12 protein-coding genes are annotated in these 11,365 nt (G+C 64.2%); 2 read left to right on the forward strand and 10 right to left on the reverse strand.

The features are described 5' to 3' along the window. The coding region (locus ABW137_RS32155) for a nitroreductase/quinone reductase family protein (protein WP_526406368.1) at nt 1-241 on the reverse strand (241 nt) is incomplete at its 3' end. Between the two features lie 277 nt (nt 242-518). Between ABW137_RS32155 and ABW137_RS32160 the strand changes: the two genes are divergently transcribed. Then, nucleotides 519-833 carry a hypothetical protein gene (locus ABW137_RS32160; protein WP_526406370.1) on the forward strand — a complete coding sequence of 105 codons (315 nt, stop codon included), beginning with the start codon at nt 519-521 and terminating at the stop codon, nt 831-833. Nucleotides 834-845: 12 nt separating this feature from the next. Here ABW137_RS32160 and ABW137_RS32165 read toward each other — a convergent pair whose 3' ends face one another. The 6 genes from ABW137_RS32165 to ABW137_RS32190 form a co-directional block, all read right to left on the reverse strand. Further along, nucleotides 846-1,907, reverse strand: a complete 1,062-nt coding sequence (locus ABW137_RS32165; protein WP_526406372.1) for a Glu/Leu/Phe/Val family dehydrogenase — start codon at nt 1,905-1,907, stop codon at nt 846-848. Between the two features lie 91 nt (nt 1,908-1,998). Then, nucleotides 1,999-2,250: a hypothetical protein gene (locus ABW137_RS32170; protein WP_526406374.1), complete on the reverse strand. Its 252-nt coding sequence runs from the start codon at nt 2,248-2,250 to the stop codon at nt 1,999-2,001. Continuing rightward, nucleotides 2,247-3,770 (reverse strand): aldehyde dehydrogenase family protein, encoded by a 1,524-nt coding sequence (locus tag ABW137_RS32175; RefSeq protein WP_526406376.1) that lies wholly within the window; start codon nt 3,768-3,770, stop codon nt 2,247-2,249. The genes ABW137_RS32170 and ABW137_RS32175 overlap by 4 nt, the downstream gene beginning before the upstream one ends. 23 nt (nt 3,771-3,793) lie before the next feature. Next, complete coding sequence (locus ABW137_RS32180; protein WP_526406378.1) at nt 3,794-4,480, reverse strand: DJ-1/PfpI family protein; 687 nt, start codon at nt 4,478-4,480, stop codon at nt 3,794-3,796. 129 nt (nt 4,481-4,609) lie between these two features. Further along, on the reverse strand, nt 4,610-5,596 hold the full coding sequence (locus ABW137_RS32185) for a C-terminal binding protein (protein WP_526406380.1): 987 nt from the start codon (nt 5,594-5,596) through the stop codon (nt 4,610-4,612). Between the two features lie 212 nt (nt 5,597-5,808). Continuing rightward, entirely contained in the window at nt 5,809-7,215 is a 1,407-nt protein-coding gene (locus ABW137_RS32190) for an MFS transporter (protein ID WP_526406382.1), read from the reverse strand. A gap of 132 nt (nt 7,216-7,347) precedes the next feature. Here ABW137_RS32190 and ABW137_RS32195 point away from each other — a divergent pair, with 132 nt between their 5' ends. Then, nucleotides 7,348-8,031, forward strand: a complete 684-nt coding sequence (locus ABW137_RS32195) for a GntR family transcriptional regulator (protein WP_526406384.1) — start codon at nt 7,348-7,350, stop codon at nt 8,029-8,031. Nucleotides 8,032-8,052: 21 nt separating this feature from the next. Here ABW137_RS32195 and ABW137_RS32200 read toward each other — a convergent pair whose 3' ends face one another. The 3 genes from ABW137_RS32200 to ABW137_RS32210 all read right to left on the reverse strand — a co-directional run bounded on the left by ABW137_RS32200 (nt 8,053) and on the right by ABW137_RS32210 (nt 10,997). Next, the gene (locus ABW137_RS32200; RefSeq protein WP_526406386.1) at nt 8,053-9,390 is read right to left on the reverse strand and encodes a M20/M25/M40 family metallo-hydrolase; all 1,338 of its coding nucleotides are present in this window, start codon (nt 9,388-9,390) and stop codon (nt 8,053-8,055) included. Nucleotides 9,391-9,466: 76 nt separating this feature from the next. Next, on the reverse strand, nt 9,467-10,231 hold the full coding sequence (locus ABW137_RS32205; protein WP_526406388.1) for an HpcH/HpaI aldolase family protein: 765 nt from the start codon (nt 10,229-10,231) through the stop codon (nt 9,467-9,469). Between the two features lie 268 nt (nt 10,232-10,499). Next, entirely contained in the window at nt 10,500-10,997 is a 498-nt protein-coding gene (locus tag ABW137_RS32210) for an Lrp/AsnC family transcriptional regulator (RefSeq protein WP_526406390.1), read from the reverse strand. Nucleotides 10,998-11,365 lie beyond the last annotated feature (368 nt).

An 11,365-nucleotide genomic window follows, 5' to 3' on the forward strand; every position in this document is an offset into this window, starting at 1 on the left:
CGCCCTTCGATGCGGCGACGATGATCTTGTCGCCGTCGCGGTGGAAGTACAGCGGACTGTCGCGCGGCTCCCCGGACTTGCGGCCCGTCGTGGTCAGGATGGCGACGGGAATGCCCTGGAAGTTACTGCCGAAACCCTTCCCGTCGCTACGCCGGTACAGGAACGTGTTGATCCGAGACATCCACTTGATGACGAAGTCGCCGAACGCAGTGTCCATGTACTTCGGTCTGTTGCCTGCCATGTGTGAACCCTAATCAACGTTCTGAGCCCGTGGTTCGTCGGCAAGGGCGGCGGTGTCCGCGGGGATCCGGTCGGCGGGTTCTGCCCACATCGACCACCTCCAGACTCGGCGACGACGCTTAGGTTGGCATGATGCTCAGTTGCCGACCGAATCCTTGACCGGTTGCATAGAAAATCTCCAGAATAGGTGTGCAAGCATCAACCTTAGCCAATTCCCGCGGTCCGATCGGTCAACACTCACCGGACTGACGAATCGGCGCGAGGCCGCAAGGTACCCCATGAGTCTTGAAATTCTCGATGACCCTCTCTTGTCGTACGACGATGGCACGGCCGGCGCGCTATACGTCCTCGAGGTCACGCTCATCGGCGACGATGGTCGGTCCCCACTGCTGGCGGCGGCATCGGTGCTGCACCGACGCGGTATCGACGTCGTCGAGGCCACGCTGACCACGGATCGATTGGCCGGCTACCGCTTCACGGCGACGTTCCGATGCCGCCCAGCGCAGGCCCGCACGGTTCAGCACACGTTCGGCAACCGCGCCGACACGCAGGACGTGACCCTCCATCGGATCCCGACGGATCGCCTACCTTGATCGGCGGGTGGCTCATCGGGCTGCCCGCGACAGCCGGTCGTCGACGATCCGGCGCGCCGCCGTCGCCGCGGTCACCCCGTCCTGGACGGCTCGAGTCAAGATCGACGTCACGGAATCTCCGAGCCCGTCGACGTGACCGGCGACGTCGTTGAGTGACCTGCCGGTGCGTTCGGCGTCGACCTGAATGAGACCTCCGGCGTTCGCTACGTAGTCGGGCACCCACGCGATGCCGTGGCGGTGGAGAATGTCGGCGACGTCGACAGTGGCCAGTTGATTGTTGGCGGCCCCGCACACCACTGTCGCCCGTAGCCGGGCGGCCGAGCCTGGAGTCAAGGTGGCACCCATCGCGCACGGTGCGTACACGTCGATCTCGGCGTCGAAGAGGTCGTCGACGAGCTCCACCTCGGGATACGACGTGGACAGTGACTCTCGTTTGGCTGCAAGCGCTTCGCTCACTCGCACGCGGGCCCCGTCATTGAGCAATAGCTCGATCAACCGCCAGCCCACCTTGCCTGCACCTTCCACCCCGACCGTGAGTCCCTCCAGCGGACGTTGCCGTAGGAAGCGCACGGCGGCACGCATCGAACTCAGCACGCCGGCCGCCGTGGAGTATCCACTGTCGCCAAGGCCTCCCGACGACTCGTTTCGGCCGACCGCGAACGTCGTTGCCTCACCGACGATGTCGAGATCGTCGCTGTTGGTGCCAACGTCCGCAGCCGTGATGTAGGTGCCGCCGAAGGACTCGACGAAGAGGCCGTATGCACGGAGCAGTTCAGGACTCTTGTGCACCGCGGGATCCCCCATGATCACCGCCTTGCCGCCGCCGAGATCCAGACCCGCTGCGGCTGCCTTATAGGTCATGCCCTCCGACAGTCGCTCGACGTCGGCCAGGGCCGCACCGTCGTCCGGATAGGACTTGAACCGTGTGCCTCCCAACGCGGGGCCCAGTGCCGTGCTGTGGACGGCGATGATGGCCCGCAATCCTGTTCCGGCGTGCTCGCACAGCGCGACGCGCTCGTAACCTGGCACGTCGAGATCGCGGATCTGCAGCGCGTCGGTCGTGGCCTGAGACATGGAATCCTCCAATGACGAATGGGGGTAATGGGTTTGGCGTAGCGGGTCTGGATCTCGGCGGAGTCGAAGGTCGGTCATGAAAGGTCGGTCATCAGAGGTTGATCATGTGCCCCTCCAGGCCGTGGAACGTTTCTTGGAGTGCCTCGCCCATGGTGGGGTGCCCGGTGGGATCGCCAAGTCCGTGTGCCTTGCCCTCGGAGCGGCCCTCGGCCACTTGTCGGCTCCGCTCGTGGGCGACCCGGTAGTCGGCGCTCACCTGACCGCTGAACCCGAACCGTTCCGCCTCACGTGTGACGGCATAGGTCAGCTCGGCGTTCCTCAACAACGCCTTGGACGGTGTCAAGGGTGGGTAGCCAGCGGTGTGGATGTGGCGTCGTCTCGTGATTCCTCGACGTAGTGAACCGCCATGGGACGTGTCATGCTGTCGAGCGCCAAATGACCACCGACGGCACCCATGCCACTGATCCCTGCCGGTTCCATGGGTCGACCGAGGTCACCTAGTTGCCACCCGTTGAGCCACAGCACCCCGGTAGGAATCGAGCACGCGAGCTTCTTGTGGTCGTCATTGGACGTGTACACCGTGGCGGCAAGGCCATACTCGGTACGCTTGGCTTCCTCGACTCCGGCCTCGAACGACGGCACCACCTGCACCGCGGCGACGGGGCCGAAGGTCTCCACGGTCATCAGCTCCATGTCCCCACTCACGTCGACCACGACGGTCGGCGGATAGTAATAGCCTGGCCCGTCCGGTATTTGGCCGCCGATGAGGACACGGGCCCCAGCGGCGACCGCTGCTTCGATCTGTCGGTGAACGTGTCGACGCTGATGGGCATCGACCATGGGCCCAATCTCGGTGTCCGAGTGGGTCGGGTCCCCGACGACCTGGCGCTTCGTCGCCTCGACGAGGGCGTCGATGAACGGCGTCGCGACATCGGCGTGCACGTAGACGCGTTCCATCGACGTGCAGATCTGCCCGCTGTTGATGTAACTGCCGAGGGCCACTTCCTCTGCGACTGCGGCCACGTCAACGTCCGCGTCGATGATGACCGGGTCCTTTCCGCCCAGCTCGAGGAGTGCTCGGTGGGCGTTGGTCGCGGCAGCCGAGGCGACGGATCGCCCTGTTGCCACGGACCCGGTGAAGTGAACGAGGTTGATCTGGGCGTGCCCGGCAAGCGGGGCGCCGGCATGTCCGTCACCGAGGACGAGATTCACTACACCCGGGGGTATTCCAGCTTGATCGACGAGTTCGAAGAAGCCGACGGCGGACAGTGACGCCTTCTCCGACGGCTTCACCACTACCGTGTTCCCGGCCGCCAGCGCCGGGCCCAAGGCCATCAGAATCGTTGTGACGGTGAAGTTCCAAGGGACGATCACACCGACGACACCCACGGCTGAACGCTCGACATCGGTGGCGATGGAGTCGATGATCTTGACACGACGGGTAAATGGGTAGGTCTTGGCGTCGCGCAGTGCTTCCTCGAAGGTGGCCAAGCCGGCCTGGAGGAACTGCGCGCCGACCTGACGCGGTTTGCCCATTTCCTCGGTCTCGAGGCCGACGAGAGCGTCCACGTTGCGCTCGATGACGGCCGCGAGGTGGCCAAGCTTGTCAAGGCGATTCTCAAGACCGAAGCTCGCCCACTCAGGCTGAGCCCGAACCGCGGATCGAACCGCGGTGTCAACGTCTTCGGCGGTCCCGGCAGGAAGCGTCGCGATCGGTTCTTCGTTGTGGGGGTTGAGACAAGTGATCACTTCGTGTCCGGAAGAGTCGACCCATTGCCCGTTGATGTAATTTCGCAGAGTTCGCACTTTCTTGCCCTTCGTCTTGGGATCGACCGCGAGGCTCGTTCGGCGTCTGGCGGTCACCGGATCGCCTTACTGGCTATTACTTACGAGGTGACGTGTGGTTCGGGTACGGGGATGACGCCACCGATCCGGCCGAGTTTCTCTCCGAACTTGTCCCGCAGCGCCGACAGCACCTCCGGAGAAGCGGTACTGGGGTGTCCGGAGTTGAACGGCGGGCTCGGGGTGTACTCGATGTAGAGCTGAAGCATCTGTGCGTAGGTGTCGTCCGCGATGTCTGCCGCCACCATGAGGGCGAAGTCGATGCTTGCGGAGACGCCTCCACCAGTCATGTACTTGCCGTCGCGCACCATTCGCGCCGGATCTGGGATTGCGCCGTATTGCGGCAGCTGCTGGAGGAACGCCCAGTGGGTGGCGCTCCTGCGGCCCTTGAGCAGCCCGGCCTGCCCGAGGATCAGCGATCCGGTGCAGATCGAGGTGACGTAGCTGGCGTCTTCGGCGAGGCGCCGAAGCTGTTCGAGCATCTCGGGTGTCGTTGCCGCACTCATGTCGGCAGTCCCCGGTACGAAGAGCAAATCGCATCGCTCGATGTCCTGGAGCCTTTCCACCTCCCGCAGCTTGAGGCCGAGTGCGGCAGTGAGATCGCCACCGTCTTGGCTGGCGAGGCGAATGTTCGCACCGGGAAGATGTGCGAAGATCTCGTAGGCGCCGAGGAAGTCGAGTTGAGCGCATTTGGGCCACAGCGCGAAGACGATCTCGAATGGCTTGGACAACGTGAGCTCCTATTCAGTGGGGGCGCGGACTCGTGATGAGGCCGCGGTGCATTCAGTGGCGGGCGAGTGTGATCAGATCTTGTCGACGCTTGGCCTCGAAGATTGTGGAACGCGCGTCGTGGACGGTATTCACCGACGCGAACCGTGAGGCAACGGCTGGGGCTGCACGCGATTCACTGCGCTGAGAGGTGCTTCGCCGCGCAGAATGCGCGCCGACTCCTCGAGCACTTTTCGTTTCAACTCGGCGAGTGACTCCTCACTCCAATGCGCGGCGTGCGGTGTGAGAATCGCTGTTTCGCAGGCAAGTAGGGGATTGTCCGCATCGACGGGTTCTGTCGCGAACACGTCGATGCCAGCTCCGAAGAGGTGACCCGACCGCAGCGCGTCGGCGAGCGCGTCCTCGTCGATGAGGCCGCCACGCGAGACGTTCACGATGACCGATCCGGGCTTCATCAGCGCGAGCGCGTCTCGGTCGATGAGGTTCCGAGTGGACTCGTGCAGAGGCACGTGCAGCGAGAGCACGTCCGACCGGGCGAGTAGGTCGTTGCGGTCGACGAGCCGAACGCCCAGAGTCTCGGCGTCGCGGGGCGTGAGAGCGGGGTCGTGCGCTATGACGGTGTACCCGAGCGACGCCGCGATCGTCGCGACGCGAGTGCCGATGCGTCCCAACCCATATAGGCCAAACGTCTGCACGTCGGGCCGGTGCACCCCGGGGACGAACCAGTTCGCCCAACCCGATGATCGCATTCCGGCGTCAAGAGCCGGGAGCCGACGTTGCACGGCCAACGCGAGGGCAATGGCGTGTACGGCCACTTCCCGGTAGTTCGCATCGGGGACGTTGCTCACCCAGATGCCGTGTTCGGTGGCCGCGTCGAGGTCAATGGTGTCGAAGCCGATGCCGCAGCGCGCGATCGTTCGGCATCGAGTGAGCCCCTCGATCACCGTGCGGTTGATGTTCTCTTCGACCACGATCAACGCGTCGGCCTCGGCCGTGCCGGTCAGCAGCGCCGCCTCGTTCGTCTCGTCGAGTACTTGGAAGTCGACGTCGAGGCCGTCATAGGCGCGCAGGTCGTGCTCGCTGAACGAGACGAGCTTGCTCGTAGCGACCACCTTCATCGGGCGGCTCCAGCGGTGCGCTTTGGCTCGACCGTGTCGATCCCGACGAGTGAGCGCTCGACATCGCTGAGCGTCCTCTGAAAGTGGTTCTTCTTCAGTGCAATACGGGTTTCGGAGGAGCCGCGCGCGGCTGTCGGTCGCGGCGACGGGTTGGTGCTGCATGCGGCTGGGAAGCGGTGAAGCGGCATGGACATCGTCCTTTCTATGGCGGATCACGGATGGTTGGGATAGCCCTTGAGGGCTGGGGTGTTCGTCTGCTCCTCCGCGGTGAAGAGTGGACGACCGATGAGCATGGCGGCCAGTGTCATCAGCTGTGCGGCTGCAAGGACCGCGGCCACCAGCCAGGGCTGGCCGTTCGACAGGCCAACCAGCAAGGTGGCGATGAGCGGAGTTGGGCCGGCGATGAGTGCGCCCTGCAGCTCCCGGGACGAAAACAGGCCGGAGGAGCGATATTCGGCGCGGAACAACGCCGGCATGATGACAGTGTGCGCGGCGGCCCCCGCGGCCCAACCGAAGAAGTTCATCACGATGCTCGCGATGATGATCGGCACGATCATGCCGGTCTTCAGGATCGCGACGTAGGGGAGGGCGAGCGCGATGGCGCCCACGATGCCGGTGAACATCACGCGGCGGACACCGATGGCGTCACCGATCCACCCGAATATCAGCAGACCGACGAAACCGCTTCCGAACACCGCGACGGTCATCAGCAACGCCTGGCTTCGCGGCAAGTCCAGTTCGGCGGTGACGTAACTGATCGCAAAGGCGCTGACGACGTAGCTCGTCACATTGAGCCCCGATGGCACTAGAAAGCCGGCGATCCAGTTGCGAGGGTTGGCCTTGACCGCCTTCGCCATCGCGACGAACGGGTTCCGCTGCGCCTGGTCGAGCTCGCCACGCTCTCGTTCGCGCTGCACCTCGACGAATTCCGGGGACTCGAGCATCGTGCGACGCAACAGGATCCCGATGATCGTGAAGACCGCGCTCGTGATGAACGGGATGCGCCATCCGAAATTGAGGAAGGCATCGGCGGGCAGTAGGGCGCTGACGACGGAGAACAGAACTGCGGCCACGAGAACGCCCAAGGTCGCACCCGCCATGGCAAGCGAGGACAGCAGCGACTTGCGCCGCGGCGTGGCGCTTTCGTTGGCGATCGTGATCGCCCCCGCCATTTCCGCGCCGGCGCCGAAGCCCTGCGCGATACGCATGAGCATGAGCAGCAGTGGCGCCCAGATCCCGATCGACTCGTACGAGGGGAGGAGACCGATGGCCGTCGTCGCGAGACCGACGAGCAGGAGCGAGAAGATCAGCACCGGGCGGCGTCCGAAGCGATCCGCTGCCGCGCCGAGCACGATGCCACCCACTGGCCGCGCGATGAAACCGACCGCAAAAGCGCCGAACGTCGCGAGCAGGGCGAGTTGGTCGTTTCCCGCCGGGAAGAAGACCTTGGCGATTATCAGGCCCGCGGCGATGGTGTAAAGACCGTAGTCGTACCACTCGATTGCGGTCCCGACGCCCGCCGCTACCGCGGTGCGGGCACCACCGCGCGCGGAGCTGCTTGGCGCCGCCAGAGCGGTCGAATTCGACGCGTCTGTCAGGGGTGGTGGCTCGGAGATCATCTAGAGCTCCTTCATGAGGGGCGGCTTGGGATGTGAGACAAGTTACCTCGCGAACCGAAATCTGTCGACAGAACACAAAAACTTGTCGACAGACGGCAGAATACTTTCGCCTATATGCGGTAGCATCGACCCATGACACAGGCGACCGAGCCCACCGTCGAGTTCGAGCGCATCCAGGTGGGCTCTCTCGTTGAGGAGGCCCGGCGGCAGATTCGCCGAAGCATCCTCACCGGTCACCTCCGGCCGGGGGAACGCATTCGGGACTCGGTGTTGGCCGAGGAAATGGGGGTGAGCCGGTCGCCGGTGCGCGAAGCACTGCGGCTGCTCGAGCAGGCAGGGCTCGTCGAAAAGGCCAACAACCGCTCCTACCGGATCCCATTGTTTGCCCCCGAAGACATCAACGAACTCGCCGCGCTGCGCGCCGCTGACGAGGTGCTTGCGATCCGTACCATCGTGAGCAGACGCTTGTCGCTGGACACCCTCGCTGCCCCGCTCGAGGCCATGGCTGCGGCGGGGGACGACCCAGCGCTGGGCCTTGCCGCCGACGCCGCGTTCCACGCCGAGGTCGTACGGCTCGCCGGCCTCCCCCGGCTCATCGAGCGCTACGCGGGTCTTACCGATCAGATCCGGCTGGTGCTACGCGCGAATGAGGTCGAGACCTGGATTCGCACTCCGTCCATCGTGGAGCCCCATGCCCGACTGCTCGAGGCGATGCGGGCTGCCCTCGATGGGGGAGACATCACCGAACTCATCCGCAAGTGGGAGGACCACGTGCTTCGGGGCATGGCGGCACCGCAGGTGCTCGATCCACTCTGAGACCGCCGGTTACCTCCAGTGTCAGTGACGACCGTCGACGATTATCCTCCGCAGCATGCGAACGCCATTCACCAAGGCCTGAACGGGGATTCGTTCATCCGCTGCGTGGTACTGGGCCAGCACGTCGAAACCCGCAGGCACGGGCAGCGGCGTGAAGCCGTAGCCAGCGATGCCGAGCTTGCTCAGATGCTTGTTGTCGGTACCGGCCGGAACGAGATACGGGGCGACGATGGCATCGGGATCTTCGCGTCCCACTGCGCGTTTGATGGAATCGACCAGCGGGCCGTCATGGGGTGCCTGCACCGCTGGAAGGCTCGTCATCCACTCCACCTCGATGTCGGGGCCCACCAGCTCGCGAAACTCGGTCTTGAACGTGGCTTCGGTGCCTGGTAATAGCCGGCAGTCCACGATCGCATGCGCCTCGTGCGGAATGACGTTCTCCTTGTATCCGCCGTGGATCACCGTCGGACTCGCCGTGTTACGAAGCGCGGCATCGACGATTCTCCCCACACTGCCCAACTCCGCAAGAAGCGCGGAATCGTCGGCGATTCCGGCGGTGTCACGGCCCATGTCTGCTCTGACGGTTGAGAAGAAGGTATCGACGGCTTCGGATCGGACGATGGGGAACCGGTGGTTCGCGATGCGCGCCAGCGCTAAAGCTAGGGCCGACAACGCATTGTCGGCGGATGGCATAGATGCGTGGCCCGCGGTACCCGTCGCGCGCAACTTCGCCCAAGCCATCCCCTTTTCTGCGGTAGCGAGCATGTATGCCCTGCGGCCGGTCGGCAGCGAGATCGTGAAACCCCCAATCTCGCTGAGCGCCTCCGTCGCGCCGTCGAAGGCATCCGGGTGGTGTTCCACCATCCAGCGGGCTCCGTGTCGACCGCCTGTCTCCTCGTCGGCGAAGAAGGCGAGAACGATGTCACGATGGGGAACGACCGACTCCCGGTGGAGATCGCGCGCGACGGCGACCATCATCGCTGCCATACCCTTCATGTCCGCCGCGCCGCGGCCCCAGAGATACCCGTCCTGAATCCGGCCCGCAAACGGCGGAACAGTCCAGTCCTCGGGAGCCGCGGGAACGACGTCCAGATGAGCGTGCACGACGAGCGCAGGCATGGCGTTGCCCGATCGGATACGGCAGACGAGATTCCCTCGCCCAGGTCTGGATTCGAAGTATTCGGGGGCAAGATCCGCTTCCTCAAGAAGCGACTTTAGGTAGAGCGCGGCCTCCGCCTCGCCAGTACCGACCTCCTCGACGTCGCTGGAACTCACCGACTCGATCCGGATCAGGCGCTGCGCGAACTCCAGTGCCTCGGATTCCATGACGGTCATCGGACGACCAGTCGTCTCATCCATGCGTTCCATCCCTGTGTGCTCCATGGCAGCCGCCGATGGCGAACCGATGCTTGGCCCCTCCGTCGAGACGAGCCGCCTACCCCGCGTGGACGTGCCGAATCTTCTTGATGGCGTCGATGTCGCTCGCCGCACCCGCGCTCACATAGCCGATGTCGGTGCTGAAGAGGACGAAGTCGGCGCCGTGCTCGACCATTCGTTGTGCGACGTCATCGGTGAAAACATAGGCACCGTAGTGCTTTCCGTGACGTTTGCAGGACTCGCCGATCGTCTCGAATGCCTGCCAGACACGGGGGTCGTTGATTCCAGCCTGCGGCTGAGCTCCCAAGGCCATCGCCATGTCGGACGGCCCCATCACTGCACCGTCGACTCCATCCACGGAGAGGATCGAGTCGATGTTCGATAGCGCCAGGGGGGTCTCGATCATGACGAGGAGCAGCACGTCATCGTTGGCTTCGGCGGGCGATGCGTGTAGTCGCGGCGCACCCCACGAGCGGGTGCCAAGCGGTGGAAATCGGGTGTTGTCCCGCACCATCTCTGCCTGTTCCCTGGTGTTGACCATGGGGGCGACGACTCCACGGGCACCGAGGTCGAGGGCTCGTTGAATACCGATTGGATCGTTTTCACCAATCCGCACGAATGGTGTGGTCCCACCCAGCTCCAATGCGTATAGCAATGCCGGGATGGCGTCTTCGGTTACGTACGCGTGCTGCTGCTCGATGATGACCCAGTCGAAGCCGGCGCTGGCCAAGGCGTGAGCCGTCGAGATGGCCGGGATTCCGAGCATTGCGCCGAAGGCGGCCTCGTTGTCTTGCCACCGTTGACGGACGATGTTGTCACTCATGTGCACCTCTCATTTGGTTCCGTTCGGCACGGTCGACGAAACGACGAGTAGCCGGAGTTGTTGACGCGCTGGACATTTGGGTCGGATGAGCACCCGCGTCGCCTGAGGGGATGGCGATTTGAGCAGCACTGAGCTCCCTCGGGGGTCGTCGCGTTGATTCCGGGCGGCCATCCCGTGCCGCCACGGAAATACTAACCTGGCGACTGTGTTCTGTCGACAGTATTCGGAATTATTCGGTATTTAGCCAGTCGCCGTCATGGCCGCCGCCCTAGTCGGGCGCGGGGGTCGAGCGTCCCCATCCGCTTCCCCGGGTGACGTAGTCGAGCAGCGGTTGGGTTCGGTATGGAATCGGCGTCGCCACCGCGAATGTCGATGTGGTCTTGCGAACGCCGTCGATGGCGACGACGGCGGCGGTCAGCTCTTGAAGGGCTTGCAACGACTCAATCGCCACTTCCACCGAAAGATCCTCGCGCCCAGTCTGAATCCTCACCTCGATCACCTGGGGTAGCGCTCTGAGCCCTTCTATGATCGTCATCAACTTGCGTTGGTCGAGTTCCAGGCTCAAGACGGCCTGTACCGGCATCCCCACCGCTGCCAGGTCGATGATGGGGCGAAACCCGCGAAGCACTCCCAAGTCCGACAGACGGCGAATTCGCGCCTGAACGGTGTTGCGACTCACGCCGAGTGCGCCTGCGATGTCGGCCACCCCGACGCGCGCGTCATCGGTGAGTTTGGCCAGGATGTCGGCGTCGAGGCGGTCGATCATGCTCAATCTGAGACTCCTTCAGGCGACACCCGTCAATAACTTGTCACGATGTCACGTTGCGGCGAGGATGCTTGCTCAAATAGATCAGCTCGGCCAGCATTGATTGGCGGGTGCGCTGATCCCGCCGGTTCTCGGCCACGGCGAAGCCCAGCCCCATTTCATTGAGCCGGCGGAGAGTCGGAGGCAAGTCAGCACCACGCGCCGAGGACGGCCGTGCGGGCGGACGATCCGGCTGCCTAGCCCTAGCCCTTGGCGAGGAATGGGTGGAATCGCACTCGGATGTGGTGGATTTCGTTGCGCCCGTTGATGGGTGCTGCGGGGATGACGAAGGTCTCGTCGACGTGCGCGGCGAAACGTCGACCGGCGAT

This window comes from Mycobacterium sp. (assembly GCF_040509115.1).
Classification (GTDB): Bacteria; Actinomycetota; Actinomycetes; order Mycobacteriales; family Mycobacteriaceae; genus Mycobacterium.

Excerpts from the sequence above, each read along its gene's own strand:
- ABW137_RS32205 (WP_526406388.1), bottom strand. The coding sequence starts at position 10,231 with ATGAGTGACAACATCGTCCGTCAACGGTGGCAAGACAACGAGGCCGCC.
- ABW137_RS32195 (WP_526406384.1), top strand. The coding sequence starts at position 7,348 with ATGACACAGGCGACCGAGCCCACCGTCGAGTTCGAGCGCATCCAGGTG.
- ABW137_RS32165 (WP_526406372.1), bottom strand. The coding sequence starts at position 1,907 with ATGTCTCAGGCCACGACCGACGCGCTGCAGATCCGCGATCTCGACGTG.
- ABW137_RS32160 (WP_526406370.1), top strand. The coding sequence starts at position 519 with ATGAGTCTTGAAATTCTCGATGACCCTCTCTTGTCGTACGACGATGGC.
- ABW137_RS32200 (WP_526406386.1), bottom strand. The coding sequence starts at position 9,390 with ATGGATGAGACGACTGGTCGTCCGATGACCGTCATGGAATCCGAGGCA.
- ABW137_RS32210 (WP_526406390.1), bottom strand. The coding sequence starts at position 10,997 with ATGATCGACCGCCTCGACGCCGACATCCTGGCCAAACTCACCGATGAC.
- ABW137_RS32185 (WP_526406380.1), bottom strand. The coding sequence starts at position 5,596 with ATGAAGGTGGTCGCTACGAGCAAGCTCGTCTCGTTCAGCGAGCACGAC.
- ABW137_RS32190 (WP_526406382.1), bottom strand. The coding sequence starts at position 7,215 with ATGATCTCCGAGCCACCACCCCTGACAGACGCGTCGAATTCGACCGCT.